The 25,626-nt window shown below is 71.9% G+C and carries 17 protein-coding genes; 7 read left to right on the plus strand and 10 right to left on the minus strand.

Translation table 11 applies throughout. The features are described from left to right. The first annotated feature begins 19 nt into the window (after window positions 1–19). Both ACZ5VD_RS07025 and ACZ5VD_RS07030 read left to right on the plus strand, forming a co-directional pair. The gene (locus tag ACZ5VD_RS07025; RefSeq protein ID WP_468681661.1) at window positions 20–1,771 is read left to right on the plus strand and encodes an RICIN domain-containing protein; all 1,752 of its coding nucleotides are present in this window, start codon (window positions 20–22) and stop codon (window positions 1,769–1,771) included. A 379-nt stretch (window positions 1,772–2,150) separates the two neighbouring features. Further along, window positions 2,151–3,476 carry a lipase family protein gene (locus ACZ5VD_RS07030; protein WP_468548422.1) on the plus strand — a complete coding sequence of 442 codons (1,326 nt, stop codon included), beginning with the start codon at window positions 2,151–2,153 and terminating at the stop codon, window positions 3,474–3,476. Here the strand turns inward: ACZ5VD_RS07030 and ACZ5VD_RS07035 are convergent. The 6 genes from ACZ5VD_RS07035 to ACZ5VD_RS07060 all read right to left on the minus strand — a co-directional run bounded on the left by ACZ5VD_RS07035 (window position 3,473) and on the right by ACZ5VD_RS07060 (window position 11,840). Then, window positions 3,473–4,234: an alpha/beta hydrolase family protein gene (locus ACZ5VD_RS07035; protein WP_468548421.1), complete on the minus strand. Its 762-nt coding sequence runs from the start codon at window positions 4,232–4,234 to the stop codon at window positions 3,473–3,475. The two genes, ACZ5VD_RS07030 and ACZ5VD_RS07035, sit on opposite strands and share 4 nt — an antisense overlap. A 205-nt stretch (window positions 4,235–4,439) precedes the next feature. Next, window positions 4,440–5,330 carry a polyphosphate kinase 2 gene (gene ppk2 / locus ACZ5VD_RS07040; RefSeq protein ID WP_468548420.1) on the minus strand — a complete coding sequence of 297 codons (891 nt, stop codon included), beginning with the start codon at window positions 5,328–5,330 and terminating at the stop codon, window positions 4,440–4,442. A 78-nt stretch (window positions 5,331–5,408) separates the two neighbouring features. Continuing rightward, window positions 5,409–6,089, minus strand: a complete 681-nt coding sequence (locus ACZ5VD_RS07045; protein WP_468548419.1) for a response regulator transcription factor — start codon at window positions 6,087–6,089, stop codon at window positions 5,409–5,411. Then, window positions 6,086–7,435 carry a sensor histidine kinase gene (locus ACZ5VD_RS07050; RefSeq protein WP_468548418.1) on the minus strand — a complete coding sequence of 450 codons (1,350 nt, stop codon included), beginning with the start codon at window positions 7,433–7,435 and terminating at the stop codon, window positions 6,086–6,088. The genes ACZ5VD_RS07045 and ACZ5VD_RS07050 overlap by 4 nt, the downstream gene beginning before the upstream one ends. Window positions 7,436–7,552: 117 nt before the next feature. Continuing rightward, window positions 7,553–9,763 carry an MMPL family transporter gene (locus ACZ5VD_RS07055; RefSeq protein ID WP_468681243.1) on the minus strand — a complete coding sequence of 737 codons (2,211 nt, stop codon included), beginning with the start codon at window positions 9,761–9,763 and terminating at the stop codon, window positions 7,553–7,555. A 175-nt stretch (window positions 9,764–9,938) separates the two neighbouring features. After that, on the minus strand, window positions 9,939–11,840 hold the full coding sequence (locus tag ACZ5VD_RS07060) for an ABC transporter ATP-binding protein (RefSeq protein WP_468548767.1): 1,902 nt from the start codon (window positions 11,838–11,840) through the stop codon (window positions 9,939–9,941). 165 nt (window positions 11,841–12,005) lie between these two features. On the opposite strand from ACZ5VD_RS07060, the gene ACZ5VD_RS07065 reads away from it, so the two are divergent. Next, a complete protein-coding gene (locus ACZ5VD_RS07065) occupies window positions 12,006–12,992 on the plus strand; it encodes a lysylphosphatidylglycerol synthase transmembrane domain-containing protein (RefSeq protein ID WP_468681245.1) in 987 nt (328 codons plus the stop codon). 25 nt (window positions 12,993–13,017) lie between these two features. On the opposite strand, the gene ACZ5VD_RS07070 is transcribed toward ACZ5VD_RS07065, so the two are convergent. The 3 genes from ACZ5VD_RS07070 to ACZ5VD_RS07080 all read right to left on the minus strand — a co-directional run bounded on the left by ACZ5VD_RS07070 (window position 13,018) and on the right by ACZ5VD_RS07080 (window position 17,310). Then, window positions 13,018–14,235 carry an NAD(P)/FAD-dependent oxidoreductase gene (locus ACZ5VD_RS07070; RefSeq protein WP_468681247.1) on the minus strand — a complete coding sequence of 406 codons (1,218 nt, stop codon included), beginning with the start codon at window positions 14,233–14,235 and terminating at the stop codon, window positions 13,018–13,020. A 22-nt stretch (window positions 14,236–14,257) separates the two neighbouring features. Continuing rightward, complete coding sequence (locus ACZ5VD_RS07075) at window positions 14,258–15,703, minus strand: FAD-dependent oxidoreductase (protein ID WP_468681663.1); 1,446 nt, start codon at window positions 15,701–15,703, stop codon at window positions 14,258–14,260. A gap of 167 nt (window positions 15,704–15,870) precedes the next feature. Then, window positions 15,871–17,310, minus strand: a complete 1,440-nt coding sequence (locus tag ACZ5VD_RS07080; RefSeq protein WP_468681249.1) for an FGGY family carbohydrate kinase — start codon at window positions 17,308–17,310, stop codon at window positions 15,871–15,873. A gap of 311 nt (window positions 17,311–17,621) precedes the next feature. On the opposite strand from ACZ5VD_RS07080, the gene ACZ5VD_RS07085 reads away from it, so the two are divergent. From ACZ5VD_RS07085 to ACZ5VD_RS07095, 3 genes are all read left to right on the plus strand, one after another. Then, window positions 17,622–18,620, plus strand: coding sequence for a hypothetical protein (locus ACZ5VD_RS07085; protein ID WP_468548412.1), 999 nt, complete (start codon window positions 17,622–17,624; stop codon window positions 18,618–18,620). 72 nt (window positions 18,621–18,692) lie between these two features. Further along, entirely contained in the window at window positions 18,693–20,222 is a 1,530-nt protein-coding gene (locus tag ACZ5VD_RS07090) for an amino acid permease (protein WP_468548411.1), read from the plus strand. Window positions 20,223–20,482: 260 nt separating this feature from the next. Further along, the gene (locus tag ACZ5VD_RS07095; protein WP_468548766.1) at window positions 20,483–21,562 is read left to right on the plus strand and encodes a mechanosensitive ion channel family protein; all 1,080 of its coding nucleotides are present in this window, start codon (window positions 20,483–20,485) and stop codon (window positions 21,560–21,562) included. A 12-nt stretch (window positions 21,563–21,574) separates the two neighbouring features. Here the strand turns inward: ACZ5VD_RS07095 and ACZ5VD_RS07100 are convergent, their stop codons facing one another. Next, window positions 21,575–23,116, minus strand: coding sequence for a M1 family metallopeptidase (locus ACZ5VD_RS07100; protein ID WP_468681251.1), 1,542 nt, complete (start codon window positions 23,114–23,116; stop codon window positions 21,575–21,577). Window positions 23,117–23,349: 233 nt separating this feature from the next. Between ACZ5VD_RS07100 and ACZ5VD_RS07105 the strand changes: the two genes are divergently transcribed. Further along, window positions 23,350–25,569, plus strand: a complete 2,220-nt coding sequence (locus tag ACZ5VD_RS07105; RefSeq protein WP_468548409.1) for an NADP-dependent isocitrate dehydrogenase — start codon at window positions 23,350–23,352, stop codon at window positions 25,567–25,569. The last annotated feature ends 57 nt before the right edge of the window (window positions 25,570–25,626 follow it).

The raw sequence follows: 25,626 nt of genomic DNA on the forward strand, positions 1-25,626 counted from the left end.
GTTCGTCGCGGCGTCCGCGATGCTGGCGATACCCCTGGGCAGCGCGCGGGCGTACAACCCGACGGGCGGGATCCTCTACCAGCTCGGCAACGAACCGTGTCTGAAGGGGCGCGCCAACTGCGCGGTCTACCCGAAGTCGGCGCAACTGCCGAGCGGACGCCTCGTCGCGTCGTTCGAGAAGTCCACGGTGGTGTCGTCGACGGGCAGCGCCGACCGGCAGACCCTCCCCGTGTACAAGAGCGACGACCACGGTACGTCGTGGCAGCCGCTGTCCCAGGTCAAGGCTCCCGCGTATCTCTCCGCCAACCCCAAGTACGCGAAGTACACGAGCAACTGGACGAACCCGTACCTGTACACGCTGCCGCAGGACGTCGGGAAGCTGAAGCGGGGCACCCTGCTCCTCGCGAGTGTCGTCTCGGGCGACGACCACTACTACAAGGAGCACAAGGCCGCCGACCCGAACTGGACGCCGTCCAACGACGGCGACCGCGCGAACCTGGCCATCGCCCTGTACTCCAGCACCGACCAGGGCGTGACGTGGAAGGTCCTCAACATCGTCGCGACCGGCGGCTGGCAGGGCGGCAGCGCGGGCGCCACCGGGCAGAACATCGCGGGCGCGAACACGAACAGGCAGGTGGACCCCCTCTGGGAGCCCTACCTGATGGTCTACAAGGGCCGGCTCGTCTGCTACTACTCCGACGAGAACGACTACACCGGCTTCAACGCGACCACGGGTGTCCCGACCCCGGATCCCGCCAACGACACCGCCACGGACTCGCAGGGCCAGATCCTCGCCCACCGGACCTGGGACGGCAGCGGCGCCCCGTGGAGCGCCCCCGTCGTCGACATCGCCGGGCTGACCCAGAACATGGGCGGCGGAAAGACGGAGATCGGCGGCGGCCGGCCGGGCATGACGAACGTCGTCCGCACCACGGACGGCAAGTGGATGCTCCCGTTCGAGTACTGGGCCGGCGGCGCCAACACCCGTTACGTCGTCGCCGACAGCCCGCTGGAGTTCTTCCGGGGCTCCGCCACCGGCACGGACATCGCCTCCCTGCCCGTCACCGCCGGCTCCCGTCCCCTCGCGGGAGGCGGCAGTCCGGTCATCGTCCGGCTCCCCGACGGGCGCCTGGTCTACAACGCCGCCGGCAGCGGCAACGTCTGGGTCAACGCGAGCGGGCGCAGCGACGGCACGTGGACCGAGTACCAGACGACCTCGCCGGCCGGCTACAGCCGCAACCTGCAGTACGTCGACGGCACCGGCCGCGTCGCGATCCTCAACAATCAGGGCACGTCGACGATCGCCTACGCCGAGGTCGATCTCGGCCGATCGGACGGCGCCTACCACCGGTTGGTCAACCGGAGGACCGCCCAGGTGATCGGCACCGGGAACCACACCAACGACGCGAACATCGGTAACGGCGACGTTCCCGACGTCGTGCTGGAGGAGCCCGGCTCGGCGGCGAACCCGGACACCCAGTACTGGCACGTGGTGACCGAGCCGAACGGCGGCAAGACCCTGTTGAACAAGTCGGGCGGCCGGGCGGCGGCCGTCTGGACGGGCAACGCGACGGCCGGGCAGCGGATCGGCCAGTGGGTCGACGACAGCGCCACCGGCAGCTGGAACCTGATCAGGACCGGCAGGGGGTTCTACCGACTGCAGTCGGTCAAGAACACGAGCCTGTACCTGACCGGCGCGTCCGACGGGGCCCCGCTGACCCTGGAGAACGCGGCCACGGACGGCTCGCAGGACTGGAAGCTCGTCCCCTAGGCCGCGCCTTCTCTCCCGGGTCACCCCGTACGAGGGCTTCGGGGGGCGTGGCTCCTCGTACGGGGTGGTCCCGGACAGCCGTGGCCTGAGACGTGGCCGTGGCCGTGGTCCTGGGTCGGGCCGGCGTCGAGGTGTCGACGACGAGAGCGGCTCGGCGGGGGCGCCCCTGCAGAGCGGTCGGGCGACCGGGCCCCTCAGCCGGACGGGGAGCCACATTACTGAACCGTAACCTCCCGAGTGCTACCACGAGTAACTTACTTGCGGGTAAGGTCCTGGCGCATCACTACCGATCGGTAGGCGCAAGCCCGTGGGACGCGGGTGCGCGCCGTGCCGCCGTAGTTCAGCACCTCTGTGCCGGCCGCTTCGCAGGAGGTTCGTCATGCCCGCACGCAGAAGGCTTCTGGCCGCGGCAGTCACCACTGCCGCCTGCCTCGGCGCCCAGACACTCTCGTCCACAGCCGCCACGGCGGCCGACGAGGTCGTGTCCCGGGGCGTCACCATCCCCGCGTTCTACACCCCACCCGCCACCCTGCCCGCCGCCGACGGCACTCTCGTCCGCAGCGAGCCCCTCCCGCTGGCCCTCAGCCTGCCCACGCTCGACGGGCCGCTGCCGGGCGAGGCGACCCGGATCATGTACAAGTCCACCGACTCGAACGGACAGCCGGTCGCCGTCACCGGCGCCTACATCGAACCGACCGCCGCCTGGAAGGGCGCCGGACCACGGCCCCTGGTCGCGGTGGCGCCCGGCACCATGGGACAGGGCGACCAGTGCGCCGCGTCCCTGGGCCTGGAACATCCGCTGTCGTTCAACGGCCAGACGGTGTCCGTCGGTTACGAGGACCTGTCGATCTACCGCCTCCTCGCCGAGGGCGCCGCCGTGGTCGTCACCGACTACGCCGGCCTGGGCGCGACCGACCGGCTGCACACCTACGTCAACCGGGTCGACGAGGCCCACGCCGTGCTGGACGCCGTCCGCGCCGCCCGCTCCCTGCGCGGGACCTCGGTGAGAGCCGACTCGCCGGTGGGACTCTTCGGCTACAGCCAGGGCGGCGGGGCCACCGCGGCCGCCGCCGAACTCCAGGCCTCCTACGCCCCCGACATCACCCTCGCCGGAACCTACGCGGGTGCGCCGCCCGCCGACCTGGCCTCGGTCACCCGGGCCATCGACGGCAGTGAACTGGCGGGCGCGCTGGGCTGGTCGCTCAACGGCTTCCTCCAGTCCGACCCGTCCCTGAAGCCCATCGCCGAGGCACATCTGAACAGTGCCGGAAGGGCGGCCCTGACCGACCTGTCGACGATGTGCGTCGGCGACGCCCTCTTCGGCTACGCCTACACCAAGAGCACCAGGTGGACCACCGACGGACGCTCCGTCAGCGACATCATCGCCGCCACCCCCGCGCTCCGGGCGTTCCTGGACAGCCAGCGCATCGGCACGCTGAAGCCGTCGGGGCCGGTCCGTCTGGCGACGGGTGTCAGCGACAACCTGGTCCCGCACGGCCAGGCCCGCGATCTCGCCGTGGACTGGTGCCGCAAGGGCGCCGACGTCACGTACAAGGCCGTCGTCCTGCCCAGTGTCGGCAGTGCGCTGATCAACCACTTCGCCCCGCTGCTGACCGACCAGGGCGCCGCCGTCGACTGGCTGACGGACCGGCTGTCCGGCAAGCGGGCCGCCTCCAACTGCTGGAGCATGCCCGTCCAGCCCTAGACCGGGCGCGTCCGTCCCCCGAGATGCCTGGCGAGGAACCGGACCGCGCTGTCGGCCTCGAACCTGGGCAGTTCCTGGTGTGTGCCCGCGTTCACGTGCAACGTCTTCTCCTTGGAGGCGAAGGCGTCGAACAACGCGAGGCCGGACTCCCGGGGGATGTGCTCGTCGTCCCACTGGAGCGCGTACTCGATCGGTACGGTGATCCGCCGCGCGTACGCGGCCAGGGCGTCGGGCCAGTGGAGGCCGAGGACCGCGGCGGTGATTCTGGGGTCGATCGCCGTCAGCGGCACCCCGATCGCGGTGCCCAGGGTCAGGCCGAGGTAGCCGACGGGTCCCTCGGTGCCGATCTCCGGCAGTTCCTGGAGGGCGTCCAGAGTCGCCTGCCACTCCGGTACGGCACGCTCCGCGAGGTGCGCGTTGTACCGGACGACGATCGCGCCGACCGGTTCGCCCGCCGCCATGGCCTGCCGCATGACGGCGATCTCCCGCTCGTCGTACGCCGTGCGGGGCCGGTCGCCGTGCCCGGGCGCGTCGATGGCGGCGACATGGAAACCGCAGCCGGTGACCAGGAGTCGCGCGCGGCCGGTCATCGCCGGTGCCTTCTTGTGTGTGCCGCCTCCGTGGCCCATCAGGACCAGGGGCGCGCGATCGGAGCCGGACGCGGGCGACCAGAGGACGCCGGGGACCTCGCCCACGGTGAAGTCGCGTTCGCGGACACCGTTCGACGAGGTGTCCGTGGTGAAGAGTGCGGAATTCATGGGGTGTTGCCTTTCGGGAGTGCCTTGTCGAGGCGCTCCCGGCGACACCTATGCCGTCGGCCCGACCGCGAGGAAGAGGGGGAGCACCCACCTGGATACGGCGTTCACGGGTCCCACCTCCTCGCGCGATGTCACGGTCGCCCGGAAGGTACCAGCCCGGGCGTCGCCCCGCCCAACCCTTTTTCCGCCGGCGGCGGGGCGGGGCTCACCGCGCGTGCGCGCTGTCGTCCTCGCCCGCCTCCAACAGGCCGGCCGCCGCGCCGACGATCCGCGGATCGGGGCTGCCGACGACCTCCGCGTCCTTGTCCGCGTAGTCGAAGCGGGCCAGCACACTGCGCATGGCCTCCACACGGGCCCGCTTCTTGTCGTTGCTCTTCACCACGGTCCAGGGCGCGTGGTCGGTGTCCGTCTCCCGGAACATGGCGACCTTGGCGGCGGTGTAGTCGTCCCAGAGGTCGAGCGAGGCCAGATCCATGGGGCTGAGTTTCCACTGTCGTACGGGGTCGACCTGACGGATCGTGAAACGGGTGCGCTGCTCGCTCTGGGAGACGGAGAACCAGAACTTGACCAGGTCGACGCCGTCGTCCACGAGCATGCGCTCGAACAGGGGTGCCTGGCGCATGTAGCGGCGGTACTCGTCGTCCGTGCAGAAGTCCATGACGCGCTCCACGCCGGCCCGGTTGTACCAGGACCGGTCGAACAGCACGATCTCGCCCGCGGTCGGCAGGTGTTCGACGTAGCGCTGGAAGTACCACTGCCCGCGCTCGCGTTCGGTCGGCTTCTCCAGGGCCACCACCCGGGCGCCGCGCGGGTTGAGATGCTCGGTGAAGCGCTTGATCGTGCCGCCCTTGCCCGCCGCGTCACGGCCCTCGAAGACGATGACGAGGCGGCGGCCGGTCTCCTTGATCCAGCTCTGCAGCTTCAGCAGCTCGATCTGCTGGAGCCGTTTGTGCAGGTCGTACTCCCCGCGCTCCATGCGCCGGTCGTAGGGGTAGTTCTCCCGCCAGGTGTCCACGGGGCTGCCGTCCGGCGCGATCAGTACCGGATCGTCGTGGTCGGAGTGGTCGACGCGCATCCCTGACAGCAGTTCGTCCATCCCGCGATGGAAGCAAGCGTGTGCGTACGCGCGGCGAACCGCGGGCGAACTCCACGCGAGCGGCCGGGCATCCCCGGATCAAGAGGCCGGCGGAGCGGCCTGGACCAGGCCCGTCTGGTAGGCCATGACGACCAGTTGGGCACGGTCGCGGGCGCCCAGCTTGGTCATCGCCCGGTGGACGTGGGTGCGTACCGTCAGCGGGCTGACGGTGAGGTCCTCGGCGATCTCCGTGTTGGATCTGCCCTCGGCGGCCAGGGCCATCACCTCCCGCTCACGGACGGTGAGTTCGGCCAGGCGTTCCGGGCGGGCCAGCGGCACGCCGGGGGTGGGGCTCAGGAGGAAGCGCGTGATGAGGGAGCGGGTGGCGCCGGGCGAGAGGAGGGCCTCGCCGGAGGCCACGGTGCGCAGCCCGGCCAGCAGGGTGTCCGCGGTGACGTCCTTGCCGAGGAAGCCGCTGGCCCCGGCGCGCAGCGCCTGCGCCACGTAGTCCTCGGTCTCGAAGGTGGTCAGGATGAGGACGCGGGTGGTGGCCAGGCGCGGGTCGGCGCAGATGGCGGTGGTGGAGGCGAGGCCGTCCATACCCGGCATGCGGATGTCCATGAGGACCACGTCGGGGTGGTGGAGGTGGGCCAGGTCCAGTGCCTCCTTGCCGTCGGATGCCTCGCCGACCACCTCCATGTCGTCGCAGGAGTCGATCAGGATCCGGAAGGTGGCCCGCAGCAGGGCCTGGTCGTCGGCGAGCAGCACCCTGGTGCTCATGGCGTTTCTCCTTCGGTGACCTCAGCGGCCTCGGTGACTTCGGTGACGTCGACGGCTCTGGCCGCTTCGGTGGCTCGGGGGACATCGCCGGCACCCGTGGCCACCGGGAGGTGTGCGCCTCCCGCGGCCCGCACGACCGCGGCGGGCCGGAGCGGCAGCGCGGTGGTGACCTCGAAGCCGCCTTCGGGGCGCGGGCCCGCGCACAGTTCGCCGCCGATGGAGTGGGCCCTCTCCCGCATGCCGACGACGCCGAACCCACGGCCCTTCGCGGCGGGGGCGGGCGAGGCGGTGGGGCCGTCGTTGGTGACCGTGATCAGCAGCCGGGAGGGGACGAAGGCGAGCCGTACGTGTGCGTGCTCGGCGGCGGCGTGCTTGGTGACGTTGGTCAGCGCCTCCTGCACGATCCGGAACGCCGTCAGGTCCACGCCGGGCGAGAGCGGTTGCGGCTCCCCCTCCGTGGTGACCGTCACGGTGAGCCCGGCGGAGGCGCACGACGAGACCAGGTCGGGCAGCAGGGCCAGGCCGGGGGCCGGTTCCAGCGACGGGGCGCCCGGTTCGTCGCTCCGGCGCAGCAGCCCCAGCGTGGCCTTCAGCTCGCGCAGCGCGGAGGACGTGGTGCCGGTGAGGTCGGTGAGGATCTTCCGCGACTGCTCGGGATGGACGAGCGCCAGGTGCGCGGCGGTGCCCGCCTGGGCGTTGGCCAGGGCCAGGTGGTGGGCGACGACGTCGTGCAGCTCGCGGGCGATGCGCATGCGTTCCTCGGTGACGCGCAGCCGCGCCTCCTCCTCGCGGGTGCGCTCGGCGTGTTCTGCGCGGGCCTGCACCGACTCCAGGTAGGCGCGCCGCAGCCGGGTCATGTTGCCGGCGGCCAGGGGCAGCAGCAGCCAGAAGAACGGGCCGATCGTCCTCAGGAGCAGGGAGAGATGCTCCATGGAGTCGGAGATCACGGCCGCGATCATCATCGCCACCATGGTGGCGATGCCGTAGACGCGGGTGGTCTTCCGGTCGGCGAGTGAGGCCAGCCAGTACAGGGCCGCCATGAGGGGGGCCAGCAGGAGGGGGGTGAGCAGATATCCCATCGCGATGGTGACCACCGTGCAGACCGCGGTCACGGTCACGGCCGCGCGCGGGTACCTGCGGTGCTTCAGCAGGGAGAGGCAGGACACCCCCATGAGGAGGGTGGCGGTCTTGTCCTGGTCGGGCGGGTCGGCGCCGGGCATGGTGAGCGAGCCGCCGAGCGTGGCGCAGCCCATCAGTGCCAGGACCACCACCAGGTCGACCACGAGGGGATGCCGGTCCGCGTACTGCTCGAAGCGGCCCGTGTAGCGCTCCAGGCTGATGCTCATCAGGGTCTCCGGTCGGTGGTGCTGGGTCCATCGTGAACGCTCGTGGCGCGAACGACCGACGGGGCCGCCCGTGTCGTTCGCCACGAGCGGCCCCTGCGGGGGTGGGTCAGGTGGTCGTCAGGTGCGCGCCACTTCCAGGTCGGTCGTGTCGGCCGGGGCCGGATCCTCCCCGGGCAGGCGGCCGAGCGCCTCGCCCTCCACGTCGACCCGCGGCAGCAGCCGGTCCAGCCAGCCGGGCAGCCACCAGGCCTTGTGGCCGAGCAGGGCGAGCACGGCGGGCACGATCGCCATCCGGACGACGAAGGCGTCGAAGAGGACGGCGGTGGCGAGCCCGAACCCGATCATCTTGATCATGGACTCACTCTCGCCGATGAACCCGGCGAACACCGCGATCATGATCAGCGCGGCGGCCACGACCACGCGGGCACTGTGCCGGAACCCGGACACGATCGCCTGGCCGGGGCCCTCCCCGTGGACGTACGCCTCCCGCATCCGGGAGACGAGGAACACCTCGTAGTCCATGGCGAGGCCGAAGACGATGCCCACCAGGAAGATCGGCATCAGGCTCATGATCGGGCCGGTCTGTTCCACACCCAGGAGTTCGGCGCCGTGGCCCTGCTGGAAGACCAGGACGACCACGCCGAGGGAGGCCAGCACCGACAGCAGGAAGCCGAGCGCCGCCTTGAGCGGTACGAGCAGGGACCGGAAGACGATCAGCAGGAGCACGATCGCCAGGCCGACCACGACCACGAGATACGGCACCAGCGCGGACTGCACCTTCTCGGAGAGGTCGATGTTCAGCGCGGTGGTGCCGGTGACCTCGAAGGTCGCCCCGGTCTCGGACTCGACCCCGGGACGTTCGCCGCGGATGGTCGTGACCAGGTTCTTGGTCTTCTCGTCGGTCGGCGCGGTGGACGGCACGACCGAGAAGACGGCGGTGTCACCGGCCTCGTTGAACCGCGACGGGGAGACGGACACGACACCCATCGTGGCGCCGATCTCCTGCGCGACCGCCTCCGCGGCGCCCTTCGGGTCGGCGTCCCCCCTGGCGTCCACGACGACGGTCAGCGGACCGTTGAAGCCCGGCCCGAAGCCCTCGGCGAGCGCGTCGTAGGCCCGGCGTTCGGTGGTGGACGTCGGCTTCGCCTCGTCACCGGGCATGCCCAGCTGCAGGTCGGTCATGGGCACCGCGAGGGCGCCGAGGCCCACCACGCCGAGCAGCAGCACCGGCACGGGGCGCCGGAGCACGAACCGCGCCCAGCGGGTGCCCCCGTTGGTCTCGGCGGCCTCCTCGACACGAGGGCTCCTGCGGGCCCGGCGGGTGAGGACCGCGTGGGGCCAGAAGCCGAGGAACGCGGGGACCAGGGTCAGCGCGACGAGGACGGCGACGACGACCGCGCCGGCCGCGGCCAGGCCCATCTTGGTGAGCATCGGGATGCCGACCACCGCGAGGCCGGCCAGGGCGATGACGACGGTCAGACCCGCGAACACGACCGCGGATCCGGCCGTGCCGACCGCGAGGCCGACCGCCTCCTCGGGCGTACGGCCCTTGGCGCGCTCCTCGCGGTAGCGGGAGACCACGAACAGGGCGTAGTCGATGCCGACCGCCAGGCCCAGCATCATCGCCAGGGTGCCGGTCGTGGTGGACAGGCCGAGGGCGTCGGCCAGGGTCAAGATGGTGGCCATGCTCACGCCGACGCCGATGACGGCGGTCAGCAGCGGCAGTCCGGCCGCGGCGAGCGAACCGAAGGTGATCAGCAGGACCACGGCGGCGATGGCGACGCCGATCACCTCGGCCGCGCCGCCCGCGCCGCCGCCGTCGTTCATCGCGGTGCCACCGGCCTCGACGGTGAGTCCGGAGTCCCGGGCCTCGTGGAGGGTCTTCTCCAACTGCGCCTTGCTTGTGCCGGTGAGGTCCTGGGCCGCGACCTTGTAGGTGACGGTCGCGTAGGCCGTCGTGCCGTCCCGGCTGACCGCCTTCGCCCGGAACGGGTCGGCGGCGCCTGCGACCTGCGAACCGTCGCCCAGTGCGGCGACGGCCTTCTCCACGGCCGCCTTGTTCCCGGCGGCGGTGACCTTCTCTCCGCTCGGCGCGACGAAGACGACGCGGGCGGTCGCACCGTCGGCCGTGGCCCCGGGGAAGCGCTGTTCCATCAGGTCGAACGCCTTCTGGGACTCGATGCCCGGCATCGAGAACCCCTCGTCGGGGGCTGCCGGGGCCTTGACGGCGCCCAGGCCCACGGCGGCCAGGACGGCCGCCCAGACAAGGGCGACGTACCAGCGTCGCCGGAAGGCCAGACGGCCCACTCGGTACAGGAAAGTTGCCACGGCAGGAGGTCTCCAGATCTGGTGCCGACTGTCCGCCCCAGGTTCTCCGGGCGGGACCCGTCCTGTCGTCGTGCACCTGCCGACACTCTCCGCTACTCGGATCGCAGTACTGACCGGCCCCCGGCGTGCACCACTGGTACGAGGGCCGCGCCCCCGTGTCAGACCGTGGTCCCCCTCATGCCGCCGCCTCGTCCGCCGGCGCGATCTCCGTGACGGCGTCCGCCCGGTGGGCGAACTGGGTGCGGTACAGCTGGGCGTAGCGGCCGTCGAGGGCCAGCAGTTCCTCATGGGTGCCGCGTTCCGCGATCCGGCCGGCCTCGACGACCAGGATGAGGTCGGCGGTGCGGATCGTGGACAGCCGGTGGGCGATCACGATCGCCGTGCGGCCCGCCAGGGCTTCGGCGAGCGCCTCCTGCACGGCCGCCTCGGAGGTGTTGTCCAGGTGCGCGGTGGCCTCGTCGAGGATGACGACCCGTTGGCGGGCCAGCAGCAGGCGGGCGATGGTCATGCGCTGGCGTTCGCCGCCGGAGAGCCGGTAGCCGCGTTCGCCGACCACGGTGTCGAGGCCGTCGGGCAGCGAGCGTACGAGTGCGTCGAGGCGGGCCCGGCGCAGGGCGTCCCACAGGTCGGGCTCGGTCGCGGCGGGCCGGGCGAGGAGGAGGTTGGCGCGGACGGTGTCGTGGAAGAGGTGGCCGTCCTGGGTGACCATGCCGAGGGTGGCGCGCAGCGAGGCGGCGCTCAGCTCGCGGACGTCGACGCCGCCGACCCGCACGGCGCCCGCGTCGACGTCGTAGAGGCGCGGCAGGAGTTGGGCGACGGTGGACTTGCCGGCGCCGGACGAGCCGACGAGGGCGATCGTCTGTCCGGGTTCGGCGCGGAAGGAGACGCCGTGCAGGACCTCGTCGCCGCCCCGGGTGTCGAGGGAGGCGACCTCCTCCAGGGAGGCGAGGGAGACCTTGTCGGCGGACGGGTAGCCGAAGCGGACGTCGTCGAACTCGACGGCGACCGGCCCCTCGGGGACCTCGCGGGCGTCCGGCCCGTCCTCGATCAGCGGCTTCAGATCCAGCACCTCGAAGACCCGCTCGAAGCTGACCAGGGCGCTCATCACCTCGACGCGGGCGCCGGCGAGTGCGGTGAGCGGGGCGTACAGACGGGTCAGGAGCAGGGCGAGGGCCACGACGGCACCCGGGTCGAGGCTGCCCTGGAGGGCGAGCCGGCCGCCGAGGCCGTAGACCAGGGCCAGGGCGAGGGCGGAGACCAGGGTCAGGGCGGTGATGAAGACCGACTGGGCCATGGCCGTCCGTACGCCGATGTCCCGCACCCGGCGCGCCCGGGCCGCGAACTCCTCGGACTCCTGGTCCGGGCGGCCGAAGAGTTTGACGAGGGTGGCTCCCGGGGCGGAGAAGCGCTCGGTCATCCGGGTGCCCATCGCCGCGTTCAGGGCCGCCGCCTCCCGCTGCATCCCGGCCATCCGCCGGCCCATGCGCCGGGCCGGGATCACGAACACCGGGAGCAGCACCAGCGCGAGCAGGGTGACCTGCCAGGAGAGGGTGAGCATCACGGCGAGGGTGAGGACGAGGGTGACCAGGTTGCTGACCACTCCGGACAGAGTGTTGCTGAAGGCGCGTTGGGCGCCGATGACGTCGTTGTTGAGTCGGGAGACGAGCGCTCCCGTACGGGTACGTGTGAAGAACGCGACCGGCATGCGCTGGACATGATCGAACACGGCCGTCCGCAGATCGAGGATGAGTCCCTCGCCGAGCGTCGCCGACAGCCGTCGGCCGAGCACGCCGAGGGCCGCTTCCGCGACCGCGATGAGCGCGATGAGCAGGGCCAGGCGGACGACCGTGCCCTCGTCGCCGCCCGACACGATCGCGTTCACGACCCGTCCGGCGAGGACCGGTGTCGCCACCGCGAGCAGCGCGGTCACCACGCCGAGCGCCACGAACCGGGCGATGCGGCGGCGGTGGGGGCGCGCGAAGGCGCCGATACGGCGCAGGGTGGCGCGGGCCAGGGGCCGGCGTTCCTGTTCGGCGTTCATGACACTCTGCAGTTGGGTCCAGGCTGTGGTCTCCATGCTCATGGGAGAGACCGTAGGACCTCAAGCATGATTGAGGTCAAGGTGTCTCCGTCGTCCACCCTTGTGAAGGACCCGATCACGAAGGACCCGATGACCGTACGCAATCCCGTGTCCGCGCTTCCGCAACCCGCAGTTGGTGCGGGGTGGGAAGCCTCTGCGGATGTGACAGCGGCAGAATTCCCCCGGCTCCCCGGGTCTCCCCGGCTCCCTCGTCGTCTTCCGGTCCGCCGGCTCCGGCAGATCCTGTGCCTGCTCCCGCTCCTGCTCGTCACCGTCGTCGCGGTGGAGCACCGGTCCGTGCTCGTCGAGGGCTTCGGTCATCTGCGGGCCGCGCGATGGCCCTGGCTGCTGGTCGCGGTCGGTGCCACCTGTCTGACCTGGGTCGCCGCCTCCCTCACCCGGCAGGGTGCCGTGGTCGAGTCGCTGCCCAAACGGCGGCTGCTGGCCACCCAGTTCGCGGCGGGCGCGGCCAACCACCTGCTGCCGACGGGCCTCGGCGCGAGCGCGGTCAACCTGCGGTTCATGACGGTGTGCGGGCTGCCCCTGGCGCGTTCCTCGGCCGCGCTCGCCCTGTATCTGCTGGCGGAGTCGATCGGCCGGCTCGGTCTGCTGGCCGCGCTGTTCGTCGTCTTCCCCGACGCGCTGCGGCTCGGGACGCTCCTGCCCGACGGGGCGACGGGCCCTCTGTTGCTGGGCGCCCTGGCGGTCCTGGTCGTGGCGGCGGGGGTGCTGGCGGGCGTACGGCGGGTGCGTACGCCCGTGTTCGCCTTCCTGCGCACCGCGCTGGGCGAGGCACGGTCGGTGCACACCCGGCCGTCCCGGGCGCTCGCGCTGTGGGGCGGCTCGCTGGCCTTCCCCGCGTTGCAGGCGGCCGGTCTCGCCGCGGTGGGGCAGGCACTCGGTCTGCCGGTACCGGCCGCGCACATCGCCCTCGCCTATCTCGCGGCGACCGTCGCGGTCGCCCTGGTCCCCACGCCGGGCGGGATCGGCTCGGTCGAGGCGGCGCTCGTGGTGGCCCTCGTGGCGGTGGGCAGCCCGGTGGCCGTGGCCACGGCCGTGGTCCTCGCCTACCGGATCATCACGGTGTGGCTGCCGCTGCTGCCGGGGGCGTTGACGCTCGGCGCGCTGGTCCGGCTGAAGGTGATCTGACACAGCGGGCCCGCCGGGCCGACGGTCAGCGGTCCGTGAGGGTCACCCGCACCGGACCGCCCTTGGGGTCCACCCGTCCGGTCCAGCATGCGGTCAGGCGCAGTGTGCGGTTCGGTACGGCGGTCCGCGGGCGTTCCCGGTGCAGGGTCCGGCCGTCCTGGTCGACCCGCAGCACCGGGCAAGGCAGCGCGACCGCCGTGCGCAGGACGTACGGCAGCCGGTCGGACGGGGTGACGAGGTTCGGGGCGATCCAGCGCAGCGGCGGGGCCACGAACAGCGGCACACCGTCCGGCCGTTCGGTCCCGGCGAGGGCCTTGAGGACGGTGCCGGCCGCGTGCGCGCCCTCCCGTGCCGCCGTGGCCGCGCTCTCCACGGCGTGCAGCACGCTGCCGACGGCGAAGACGCCGGGCCGCGAGGTGCGCAGGGAGCCGTCGACGGCCGGGCCGCGGGTGCCGGTGTCGAGGATCAGGCCGCCGCGCCGGGCCAGTTCGTGATCGGGCACGAAGTCGCCGGTGAACACGACGGTGTCGCAGGGCAGTACGGCCGTCCGGCCGTCACGGTGGCGCACCCGCACGCCCGACAGGCGTCCGTGACCGAGGAGTTCGGTGACCGTGGTGCCTGTGAGGAGCGGGAGTCCCTGACGGAGGCGGGCGTCCAGGGCGCGGGCGGGCGCGGTCTGCGGGCGGGGCAGGTCGGTGAGCATCGCGACGACCGTGGCTCCGGCGGCCCGTACGGTGCCGGCGGCCCGGTACGAGACGTCCTCCGCGCCCACCACCAGCGCCCGCGTGCCGATGTGCTGCCCGTACAGGTGCACGGCCTGCTGAAGTTCCCCGGTGGTGTACACGCCCGCGGGCCGGGTGCCGGGCACCAGCCGTGCGGCGCGCGGCCGTTCGCGGGCGCCGGTGGCCAGGACGACGGCCCGGGCGCCGACGGTCTCCGGGCCGCGCGGCCCCACCGTGCGCAGCGCCAGCGGCCCGTCCCAGTCGAGGGCCGTCACCCCGGTGCGTACGACGGCTCCGGCGGCCTCGGCGGCGGTGACGAGGAGCCGGGCGTACTCCGGGCCGGTGAGCGGGTGCGGCCAGGTGCCGTAGCCGCCGTGCGCGCAGTGCCGGGGGACTCCCCCGGCGTGCTCCTCCCGGTCCAGTACCTCCACCGTGCCGACGGTGCCGGAGGCGGCCAGGCGGGCCGCTGTGGCGAGTCCGGCGGGGCCCGCTCCCACCACCAGGACGTCGACCTGCCTCATGTCCCGGCTCCTTCGCGTGCCCTCACGCCCCGGCTCCTTCGAGCAGGTCGCGCACCGCGGCACCGCAGTAGAACCCCTGGCAGCGGCCCGCCCGGGCGCGGGTCCGGCGGCGCAGTCCGTCGAGGCCGGCCGGTGGGATCGTGGAGGCGAGGGCGTCCCTGATCTCGCCGCGGGAGACGCGCTCGCAGTGGCAGACGAGGGTGCCGTACTCCGGGTCGGCCGCGATGAGTTCGGCCTGTCGGTGGGGGCGTGGGAAGGCCTCGCCGAGGTTGGGCATGCGGACCGGCTCCAACTCCCGTGCCGGGCCCGGCTCCAGCCCGGCCTCCACGAGCAGGGCCGTCACGTGTTCGGCGAGGGCCAGGGACGCGGTGAGGCCGGTGGAGCGGATGCCGCCGACGGTGACGTACCGCTCGCCCGGGTGGGCCGTGACGCGGTAGTCGTCCTCCTCGGTGGCGGCGCGCAGCCCCGCGTAGACGGTGGTGACCTCCTCGTCGAGCAGGTCGGGAAGGATCCGGCGGCCCTTCTCCCGCAGCACGGCCAGGCCCTCGGCGGTGGAGCCGGTGGCCCGTCGGTCGTCCAGGTCCTCGGCGGTGGGGCCGAGCAGGACGTTGCCGTAGACGGTGGGGGCGACCAGGACACCCTTGCCCAGTGCCGTGGGCACGGGCAGCAGGATGTGGCGGACCAGGTCGCGGGCGAGCTTGTCGAAGACGAGGAGCTGGCCGCGGCGCGGGGTGACGGTGAAGTCGTCGTGGCCGAGGGCGCGGTCCAGCCGATCGGCGTACAGCCCGGCCGCGTTGACCAGCCAGCGGGTCCGCAGCGGGCCCCGGGAGGTGTGCAGCACGTGCGCCTCGCCGGTCGGACTCACCTGCCGCACGCGGCAGTTGAGGTGCAGGTCGACTCCGTGCCGGACCGCCTGGGTGGCGTACGCCAGGGTCGTCGTCCAGGAACAGACGATGCTCTCGCCGGGCACGTGCAGCGCGCCGAGGGCGCCGGGGCCGAGGTGGGGTTCACGCTCGTACAGTGCGGCGGGACCGAGCGGGCGGGCGTCCCGGTAGTCGTTGCGCTCGGCCTTCTCGGCGAGGCGGGGCAGGGCGGCGCGTTGCTCCTCGTCCCAGGCGACGAGGAGTGCGCCGACGGGTTCGACGGGGATACCGGACTCGGCGGCGTACCCGGCCAGCAGCCGGGCGCCGGCACGGACGAGGCGTGCCTCCAGGGAGCCGGGCACCGCGTCGAAACCGGTGTGCAGGATCGCCGTGTTGGCCTTCGAGGTGCCCTGGCCGACGTCGTCCTGCGCCTCGACGAGGGCGACCCGCAGCCCGGGGTGGCGGGCCAGCGCGCGGGCGACCGCACAGCCGACGACTCCGGCGCCGACGACCACGACGTCGTACGGGTCGGCGGGCAGCGGGCCCCTGGTGGTGACCGTCGTCTCTCGGCCGGTGCCGGGCGTCTCTCGGCCGGTGACCGGCATCCCCCGACCGGTGACCGATATCCCCCGGCCGGTGACCGTCCCCTCTCGGCCGGTGCCGGGCATCTCCTGACCGATGATGCCCGGCATCCCCCGGCCGGTGCCCGATACCCCCTGGCCGGTGACCCGCACGCGCCGATCGGCGCCCGGAACCCCTCGCCCGGTGCCCGTCATCCCGGTGTCCCGGCCAGCAGCGCGGTCACGGCCGCCCTGAAGCGGCCGAGGCGTTCCGCGGCCTCGTCGGCCGAGACCAGCGGCTCGTACACGGCGGCCGGCTTCCAGGCCGGCAGCGCGTCGGCCACGGCCAGTGCGGGTTCGGCGCCGAGCCGCGCCAGCGCGCCCACCCCGAGCGCGGTCGCGTCGGGCAGCGCGGACACCTCCACGGGGCGTTGCAGCAGGTCGGCCTGGGTCTGCATGAGCAGGGCGGAACGAGTCAGACCGCCGTCGACGCGCAGGACGTCGAGGGGGTCGCCGAGATCGGCCGCGGCGGCCTCCGCGAGGAGCACCACCTGCGCGGCCAGCCCCTCGCAGAGCGCGCGCACCAGGTGCCCGGGGCCGGTGTCCAGGCCCAGTCCGGTGAGCGAGCCGCGCAGATCGCCGCGCCACCAGGGGGCGGCGAGTCCGGCGAGGGCCGGGACGAAGGTGACACCGCCGCTGTCGGGCACCGCGCCGCCCACGGCGTCGAGGTCGGCGGCGCCCCGGATGACGCCGAGGTCGGTGAGCCAGCGGACGGCGGAGGCGGCCGTGTACACCTGGCCGTCCAGGCAGTAGCCGGTCCGGCCGCCGAGCCGCAGGGCGACACAGCTCACCAGTCCGGAGTCGCCCCGGCGGGGTGTGTCGCCGGTGTGGGCGAGCAGGAACGCGCCGGTGCCATAGGTGCACTTGGCGCCGCCGGGTGCGGTGATCCGCTGGGCGAGGAGGGCCGCCTGCTGGTCGACGACGAGTCCGGTGAGCGGGATCTCCGGGCCGAACGCGCTGGTGGTGGCCACGTGGCCCGCGTTGTCGAGGACCTTTGGCAGCCGCTCCTCGGACAGTCCGTACAGGTCCAGTGCGCGCGGCGACCACGCCACGTTGTCGAGGTCGAGGAGTTGGGTACGTCCCGCGGTGGTGGCGTCCGTGACGAACGCGCCGGTGAGCCGGTGGACCAGCCAGGCGTCGCTGGTGGTGACCACCCCTTCGACCGTTCGGTGCCGTCGAATCCAGGCCATCTTGGGGGCGGCGAAGTAGGGGTCGAGAGGCAGTCCGGTCAGCTGCCGCAACTCCTCGGCATGGTCGGCGAGTTCGGCGCACACGCTCTCGGCGCGCCGGTCCTGCCAGACGAGGGCCTCGGTGAGCGGACGTCCCGTCTCCGGGTCCCAGGCGAGCACGGTCTCGCCCTGGTTGGCCAGACCCAGCGCGACGACGGGCTCCCGCGCCTCGGCGAGAGCGCGCGTACCGGCCTCGACCACCGAGTCGTACAGCGCGGCCGGATCGACCTCCACCAGTCCGCCGGGCAGATGACGGGGCCGTACCGGCGCGAACCCGGCCCCGATGACCCCGCGTTCGGGACAGACCACCAGCGCCTTGGTGCCGGACGTGCCCTGGTCGACGGCGAGCACCGGACCTGCCATCACGTCCTCCCCGACGTCCCCGACGTCCCTCAGGTGATCACAGTCCGACAGCCTGCCGCCGTCGACAGCGCCGCGTCAAGCACCGCCGACCAGCGGCGACACCGCCGCGTCGACTGGCTGATGACCAGTCAATTCGCCTTTCCGGACAAGGTGTTCGGAATGATTCAGGAACCACGGGTGACACTCCACGCACGCCCCTATAGTGACCGCCGACCAACGCGATCTCCTCAACCGCCGCCCCGAGGAGGGCTGTTGTTACTCCACCCTGCCGTCTTGTCCGACTCGTTCCCGTTGACCGGGGCGGACGGCTGATGGCCAGAGACGGAGCCCGACCCGCCTACGACCCCGCAGGTCACGACACCGAACTGCGCGCCGCTCTCCAGGAGGTGCGGACCGGGCGCTGGATGTCGATGCGCACCCTGCTGGAGCGGACCGCGACCTGGTGGCAGTGGACGCAGCGCACCCAGATCCTGGCCGCTGCCGCCGCCGGCACCGACGTGGTGCGGACCTGGCTCGCCGAGGAGCCGGACAGTGTGCCGGCGGCGGTGATGAACGCCCGGGTCGCCGTGGAACGCGCACTGCGGGCGCGCCGCGAGGGACACCGCCGTACCCACGAACTGTGGATCGAGGCCTGGGACCTGAGCGACGCCGCGACCCGCACCGCCCCCCAGGACCCGGTGCCCTGGGTGTGTCTGCTGGCGCTCGCCCAACTGGACCGCAGACGGCTGTGGGAGGAACACCGGGCGCCGCCGCCCGAGCCGATGCTGCCGCCCGGGCCCTGGGGCCTGTTGACCGAGGCCGACAAGCGCGATCCGTACAACCGCGAGGCCCACCACCGGATGCTGCAGTTCCTGTACGCGCAGGCGACCTCGGGCCGGGTTCCGGAGGCGGTCGGCTTCGCGCACTGGGTGGCCGACACCGCCCCGCCGGGCTCCGCGCTGCACGTCCTGCCGCTCTATGTGCGCGTCGAGCGCTACCGGCGCGGCGGCGGGCGCTCCGCCGCCCTCGACCTGCACTGGGTGGCCGAGGACGCCATCCGGGAGACGGACCGGGCCCAGCACGCCTGGTTCGAACGGTCCCTGCCGGTCGAGCACACCCCGCTCGACCTCAACCATCTGGCCCACGGCCTGTGGGGAGCCCTGCGGTTCGAGGAAGCGACCCGGGTGTTCGAGGCGATCGGCCCCTACTACACGCCGGTTCCCTGGACCTGCCGCACCGAGGACCAGGGCGACCAGGCACAGGCCGTACAGATCTTCCTCCAGGCCCGCGCGCGCAGCCGGTCGGCCGCGGCCCGCGACCCCGGCGTCTGACGCCTCTCCAGGATCTGCGCCCGCCCCGCCCCGTCCTGTCCCGTCCCTTTTCTTCCCTTCGGAGGTTTCCGCATGTCCCCCAGCCCAGGTCCGTCGACGTCTCCGGGAGTCCCGCCGCAGGACGAGGAGAAGCGGCTGCGCGAACTCGGCTACCGGCCCGTGCTCGCCCGGCGCATGGGCGGCTTCGGCAACTTCGCGATCAGCTTCTCGGTGATCTCGATCCTGTCCGGCTGCATGACCCTGTACGGCTTCGGCATGGGTGCCGGCGGGCCGGCCGTGATGCTGTGGGGCTGGGCGGGCGTCGGCCTGTTCGTGCTGTGCGTGGGACTCGCGCTGGCGGAGGTCACCAGCGCCTATCCGACGTCCGGTGCCCTGTACTACATGGCCGACCGGCTCGGCGGGCGCCGCTGGGGCTGGTACACCGGCTGGCTGAATCTGCTCGGTCTGCTCGGCGCCATCGCCGGCATCGACTACGGAGCCGCCCTGTTCACCGGCGCGTTCCTGAACCTCCAGTGGGGCTTCGAGCCGACGCCGGAGAAGACGATGCTGATCTTCATGGCGATCCTGCTGCTGCACGCCGTGCTGAACCTGTTCGGAGTGCGGCTGGTCAGTGTGCTCAACTCGATATCCGTGTGGTGGCACCTGGCGGGCGTCGCACTCATCGTCGGCGCGCTGGCGATCGTCCCGGACCACCACCAGTCGCCGTCCTTCGTGTTCACCGAGTTCGTGAACGACACCGGCTGGTCCCACCCCGTCTATGTGGCGGCGATCGGCCTGCTGCTCGCGCAGTACACGTTCTCCGGCTACGACGCCTCCGCGCACCTCTCCGAGGAGACGTCCAACGCGTCGGTGTCGGCCGCGAAGGGCATCGTGCGCTCGATCTGGGTGTCGTGGCTCGCCGGCTTCGTGCTGCTCGCCGGCCTCACCTTCGCGATCCAGGACTACGACGCCACCCGGGCCAGCGAGACCGGGGTGCCGCCCGCGCAGATCCTCCTCGACGGGCTGGGCACGGACGGCGCGAGCGCGCTGATGCTCGTGGTGATCGTGGCCCAGTTGTTCTGCGGCAACGCCGAGGTGGCCGCGGCCAGCCGGATGGTGTTCGCGTTCAGCCGGGACAAGGCCCTGCCGGGCTCGGCCCTGTGGCGCAAGGTCAGCGAGCGCACCCAGACACCGGTCGCGGCGGTCTGGCTGTCGGTGACGGTGGCCTGTCTGCTCGCCGTGCCGTCCCTGTACTCGGCGACGGCGTACGGCGCGGTGACGGCCATCAACGTCATCGGCATCACCCCGGCGTACGCCATTCCCGTGCTGTTGCGACTGCGCGCGGGCGACCGTTTTCAGCCGGGTCCGTGGAGTCTGGGCCGGTGGAGCAGGCCGATCGGCTGGGTCGCCGTGGTGTGGGTGGCCTGTGTGACGGTCCTGTTCTGCCTGCCGCAGTCGTCGCCGGTGACGGTGGACACGATGAACTACGCGTCCGTCGCCCTCGCCGTCGTGCTGGTCCTGGCCACGGTGTGGTGGTTCGTCGCCCGCCGTTCGTACGGAACGCCCACCACGGCCGCGTACTCCGACCGGGAACAGGCCGAGTTGGCCGAAGGGATCGTCTGAGGCCGAGAAGACCCGAGGAATCCCGAAGCCTCGGGAATCGTCCGAAACCCCGCGATCCGGCGCCGCTCCCGGTACGAACTCCCGTACCGGATACGGCAGGATGAGCGATCGCGCCGACCACGGAACCCTCACGATCGGCGCGATCGCTCATCCCGGAATCGAACAGGTGGCAACGTGACGCAACTTCACATCCGGCCGTCGGCGAGGACCTTCGCCGCAGGACTTCTTTCCGGAGGTGACCGGTGAAGCGGGATCTCACCATGGACGACCTGGTGATCGCCGGCATCGCCCTGGCCGCGGGCCTGTTGGCGGCCTTCCTGCTGCGCATGCTGCTGCGCTGGCTGGGCAAGCACGCCGACCGCACCCGCTGGAGCGGCGACGACGTCATCGTGGACTCGCTGCGCGCGGTCGTCCCGTGGGCCGCGATCACCGGTGGCGCGGCCTCCGCGGCGGCGGCCCTGCCGCTCACCTCGGCGGTCCAGCACACCGTCAACCAGACCCTGACCGTGCTGCTGATCTTCGTGGTGACGGTGGCGGCGGCGCGGTTCGTCGCGGGCCTGATCCAGACGGTCACCCAGTCCCGCTCCGGGGTCGCCGGGTCGGCCACGATCTTCGTCAACATCACCCGGGTCCTGGTCCTGGCGATCGGCTTCCTGGTGGTGCTGCAGACCCTGGGCATCTCGATAGCGCCGATGCTCACCGCCCTCGGCGTCGGCGGCCTCGCGGTCGCCCTGGCCCTCCAGGACACCCTCGCCAACCTCTTCGCCGGTATCCACATCCTGGCCTCCAAGACCGTTCAGCGCGGCGACTACATCCGGCTGAGCAGCGGCGAGGAGGGCTATGTCGAGGACATCAACTGGCGGCAGACCACCGTCCGCGCCCTCTCCAACAACCTGGTCGTCATCCCCAACGGGGAACTCGCCAGGACGAACATGACCAACTTCATGCGCCCCGAGCAGCAGTTGACCATCCTGGTCCAGGTCGGGGTGGCGTACGACAGCGATCTGGAGCACGTCGAGCGGGTCACCGTCGAGGTCGTCGCCGAGGTGATGACCGATATCACCGGTGCCGTCCCCGACCACGAACCACTGGTCCGCTTCCACACCTTCGGCGACTCCCGGATCGGCTTCACGGTCATCCTGGGTGTCGGCGAGTTCAGCGACCAGTTCCGGATCAAGCACGAGTTCATCAAGCGGCTGCACCGGCGCTACCGCACGGAGGGCATCCGCATCCCGGCGCCCGCCCGGACCGTGGCGTTGCAGCAGGGCGCTGTGGTGATCCCGCAGCAGCGCGGCGCGGAACTCGAACCGGGCGAGGTCGCCCCCGCCCGGTTCGACTGACCTCCACGTCCCTTACAGGGTGGCCGAGTTGTCGTGGTGGTGCCCGCCCGTCCGGTTGCGCGGCGCGACGAGCGAGGCGCTCGCCGGCGTGACCGTCCAGTCCGGGTGGCCGGGCATCCGCGGGGTCTTCGTGCCGTACAGCCAGTCCCGCAGGAAGCCGGACTGGTCCTGGCCGGAGACCTTCGTGGCGACGGCTATGTAGTCCTCCGTGGACGCGGAGGAGTTCCGGTAGCGCTGCAGGAACGCCCGCTCGATCGCGTGGAAGACGTCCTCGCCGACGGCCTGCCGCAGGGCGTACAGGACCAGGACGCCGCCCAGGTAGCGCTGGCTGTCGAAGAGGTTGGCCTCGTTCGGCGCGGCGACCGGCCCGGAGGACTTGCGCCACTGGTCGCCGCGCGCGTACGTGTCCTTCATCCGGGCTTCCATCGTGGTGAGGCCCAGCGAGTCGGTCCAGCCGCGCTCGTAGCGGTACAGCAGCCCGTAGAAGTCGGCGTGGCCCTCGTTGATCCACAGGTCGGCCCAGGTGGCGGGGCTGACGCTGTTGCCGAAGTAGGAGTGGACCAGCTCGTGCATCATGTGCGAGCCGATCTTCGACTCCTCCTGGAGGAGGTAGTTCGGCTTGTAGAGCGTGAGGGTCTGCGTCTCCAGGCCGGTGAAGTCGAAGGCGTTCGGGTCGTCGGTGTTGCAGGGCAGCAGCCCGTACGTCTCGAAGGGGTACGCCCCGAGCCGCTGCTCGATCCAGTCGACCAGGTTCGGGGTGAGCGCGAGGGCGGGCTCCAGGGCGGTGGCCCGCGCGACCGGCACCACGTCCCTCAGCGGCAGCCCGTGCGGGCCCTGCCGGTCCTTGATCACGTAGTCGCCGACCGTGATCTGCACCAGCTCGGTGGCGAACGGCGAGCGGGAGCGGTAGGTGTACGCGGTGCGGTCGCCGTCCAGGCTCTCCGTGCGGACCAGGTGGCCGGACGCGACACCGCGCAGGCCGGCGGGGACGGTGATCCGGAAGGTGAAGTCGGCCTTGTCGACCGGGTGGTCGTTGCAGGGGAAGACGGTGTGCGCGGATTTCGGCTGGGGGCACACCGCGAAGCCGTCCGGGGTGGCGACCCAGGCGGTGTGGGCGAGTGTCCGGCGCGGGTCGGCGCCGTACTCCACGCAGACGGTGACGGTCGCGTTCGCCGGCAGGGTCTTCGCCGGCGTGATCCGCAGCTTCTCGTCCACCTGCTCGTACGTGGCCGGGCGGCCCGCGACGCGGACGGCGCGTATGTCCAGGCCGAGCGCGTCCAGGGAGAGGCGGGTCAGCGCCTGGGTGGTGCGGATCCGCAGGGTCACCTCGGCGTCGACGAGCCGCGTCGTGGCGTCGTAGGCGAGGTCGAGGTGGTAGGCGGAGACGCGGTATCCGTCGTTGCCGAGGCTCGGGTAGACGGGGTCACCGAGGGTCTCGGGACCCGGGGTGCCGTTCGTCTTCGGGGCCGCGTGTGCCAGGGTCCCCGTGGTCATGGCCACGGCCGTGCCGAGAAGGGCGGTGGCCGGGGCCGTCACTCTGGTGCGATATCTCATGGTCCGCTTTCGCTCGGACGGCCGGCTGGTCGGTTCCGGCCGTCACGTCCATTGGGCGATCGGGCGATCGTGGTCGATCACTCTCCATGACCACATGATCGGACGAGTCGGTTGCGTCGAAGGCGATATTTCTGCCGACGAACCGCACGACTGTGCGGACCCCTGTCGAGCCGAGGTCGATCAGGAGATATCTTGATGTCGAGCAATGTTGCAGACGTGGAGCGGAGCACCCGGTGACTGACTCGACCATCATCTATACGCACACTGACGAGGCCCCGGCCCTGGCGACGTATTCCTTCCTGCCGGTGGTCCAGGCCTACGCCGCGCAGGCGGGTGTCGCCGTCGAGACGCGGGACATCTCGCTGGCCGGGCGCATCATCGCCGTGTTCCCGGAGTACCTGACCGAGGACCAGCGGATCCCGGACGCGCTGTCGGAACTGGGCGAGCTCGCCAAGACGCCCGAGGCCAACATCATCAAGCTGCCGAACGTGTCGGCCTCGATCCCGCAGCTGAAGGCCGCGGTCGCCGAGCTTCAGGCCCAGGGCTACGCGCTGCCGAACTACCCGGACGACCCGAAGACCGACGAGGAGCGGGACATCCAGTCCCGCTACGACAAGATCAAGGGCTCGGCGGTCAACCCGGTCCTGCGTGAGGGCAACTCCGACCGCCGCGCTCCCGCGTCGGTCAAGAACTACGCCAAGAACCACCCGCACCGCATGGGCGCCTGGACCCCCGAGTCCAAGACCAACGTGGCGACGATGGGTGTCGACGACTTCCGCTCCACCGAGAAGTCCGTCGTGATCTCCGAGGCGGGCACGCTCAGGATCGAGCTGGTCGGCGACGACGGCTCCACCACCGTGCTGCGCGAGTCGGTACCGGTGCTGGCCGACGAGGTCGTCGACGCCTCCGTCCTGCACGTGGCGCCGCTGCGCGAGTTCCTCACCGCGCAGATCGCCCGGGCCAAGGCGGACGGCGTGCTGTTCTCCGTCCACCTGAAGGCCACGATGATGAAGGTCTCCGACCCGATCATCTTCGGTCACGTGGTGCGTGCCTTCTTCCCGAAGACCTTCGCGAAGTACGGCGAGACCCTCGCCGCGGCCGGCCTCACCCCGAACGACGGTCTGGGCGGCATCCACAAGGGCCTGGAGTCCCTGCCCGAGGGCGCCGAGATCAAGGCCTCCTTCGACGCCGAGCTCGCCGAGGGCCCCGCGCTGGCGATGGTCGACTCCGACAAGGGCATCACCAACCTGCACGTGCCGTCCGACGTGATCGTCGACGCCTCGATGCCGGCCATGATCCGCACCTCCGGCCACATGTGGGGCCCGGACGGCCAGGAGGCCGACACCCTCGCGGTGCTGCCGGACTCCTCGTACGCCGGTGTCTACCAGGTCGCCATCGACGACTGCCGTGCCAACGGCGCCTACGACCCCTCGACCATGGGTTCCGTCCCGAACGTCGGCCTCATGGCGCAGAAGGCCGAGGAGTACGGCAGCCACGACAAGACGTTCGAGATCCCCACCACCGGCACGGTCCGCCTGGTGGACGAGGCCGGCAACGCGGTGATCGAGCAGGCCGTCTCCGCCGGCGACATCTTCCGCGCCTGCCAGACCAAGGACGCCCCGATCAGGGACTGGGTGAAGCTGGCCGTCACCCGCGCCCGCGCCACCGGCGACCCGGCCGTGTTCTGGCTGGACGAGACCCGCGCGCACGACGCCAACCTGATCGCCAAGGTGAACGCGTACCTGTCGGAGCACGACACCGAGGGCCTGGTCATCCGGATCCTCAACCCGGTCGACGCGACCAAGCTGTCGGTGGAGCGCATCCGCCGCGGCGAGAACACCATCTCGGTGACCGGCAACGTGCTGCGTGACTACCTCACCGACCTGTTCCCGATCCTGGAGCTGGGCACCAGCGCCAAGATGCTGTCGGTCGTCCCGCTGATGGCGGGCGGCGGCCTCTTCGAGACGGGCGCCGGCGGCTCCGCCCCGAAGCACGTCCAGCAGCTGGTCAGGGAGGACTACCTGCGCTGGGACTCCCTCGGTGAGTTCTTCGCGCTGGTCCCGTCCCTGGAGCAGTACGCCGAGTTCACCGGCAACACCCGCGCCAAGGTCCTCGCCGACACCCTGGACCGCGCCACGGCGACCTTCCTCAACGAGGACAAGTCCCCGACCCGTCGCGTCGGCGGCATCGACAACCGCGGCAGCCACTTCTTCCTCTCCCTGTACTGGGCGCAGGAGCTGGCCCGGCAGACCGACGACGCGGACCTGGCCAAGGCCTTCGCCCCGCTCGCCGAGACGCTGGCCGCGAGCGAGCAGACGATCGTCGACGAGCTGAACGCCGTCCAGGGCAAGCCGGCCGACATCGGCGGCTACTACCAGCCCGACCCGGCCAAGGCGGCGGCGGTCATGCGTCCGTCGACCACGTGGAACGAGGCGCTCGCGTCCCTGAGCTGACGCGAGCGACGGCCTCCCCTCGGAGACCTCGCGCGACCGCGCCCCGGCCGGCAGCCG

The sequence above is a fragment of the Streptomyces sp. NPDC032822 genome (assembly GCF_055578825.1).

Excerpts from the sequence above, each read along its gene's own strand:
- ACZ5VD_RS07025 (WP_468681661.1), top strand. The coding sequence starts at position 20 with ATGCTGGCGATACCCCTGGGCAGCGCGCGGGCGTACAACCCGACGGGC.
- ACZ5VD_RS07030 (WP_468548422.1), top strand. The coding sequence starts at position 2,151 with ATGCCCGCACGCAGAAGGCTTCTGGCCGCGGCAGTCACCACTGCCGCC.
- ACZ5VD_RS07035 (WP_468548421.1), bottom strand. The coding sequence starts at position 4,234 with ATGAATTCCGCACTCTTCACCACGGACACCTCGTCGAACGGTGTCCGC.
- ppk2 (WP_468548420.1), bottom strand. The coding sequence starts at position 5,330 with ATGGACGAACTGCTGTCAGGGATGCGCGTCGACCACTCCGACCACGAC.
- ACZ5VD_RS07045 (WP_468548419.1), bottom strand. The coding sequence starts at position 6,089 with ATGAGCACCAGGGTGCTGCTCGCCGACGACCAGGCCCTGCTGCGGGCC.
- ACZ5VD_RS07050 (WP_468548418.1), bottom strand. The coding sequence starts at position 7,435 with ATGAGCATCAGCCTGGAGCGCTACACGGGCCGCTTCGAGCAGTACGCG.
- ACZ5VD_RS07060 (WP_468548767.1), bottom strand. The coding sequence starts at position 11,840 with ATGGAGACCACAGCCTGGACCCAACTGCAGAGTGTCATGAACGCCGAA.
- ACZ5VD_RS07070 (WP_468681247.1), bottom strand. The coding sequence starts at position 14,235 with ATGAGGCAGGTCGACGTCCTGGTGGTGGGAGCGGGCCCCGCCGGACTC.
- ACZ5VD_RS07075 (WP_468681663.1), bottom strand. The coding sequence starts at position 15,703 with ATGCCGGTCACCGGCCGAGAGACGCCCGGCACCGGCCGAGAGACGACG.
- ACZ5VD_RS07080 (WP_468681249.1), bottom strand. The coding sequence starts at position 17,310 with ATGGCAGGTCCGGTGCTCGCCGTCGACCAGGGCACGTCCGGCACCAAG.
- ACZ5VD_RS07085 (WP_468548412.1), top strand. The coding sequence starts at position 17,622 with ATGGCCAGAGACGGAGCCCGACCCGCCTACGACCCCGCAGGTCACGAC.
- ACZ5VD_RS07090 (WP_468548411.1), top strand. The coding sequence starts at position 18,693 with ATGTCCCCCAGCCCAGGTCCGTCGACGTCTCCGGGAGTCCCGCCGCAG.
- ACZ5VD_RS07095 (WP_468548766.1), top strand. The coding sequence starts at position 20,483 with ATGGACGACCTGGTGATCGCCGGCATCGCCCTGGCCGCGGGCCTGTTG.
- ACZ5VD_RS07100 (WP_468681251.1), bottom strand. The coding sequence starts at position 23,116 with ATGAGATATCGCACCAGAGTGACGGCCCCGGCCACCGCCCTTCTCGGC.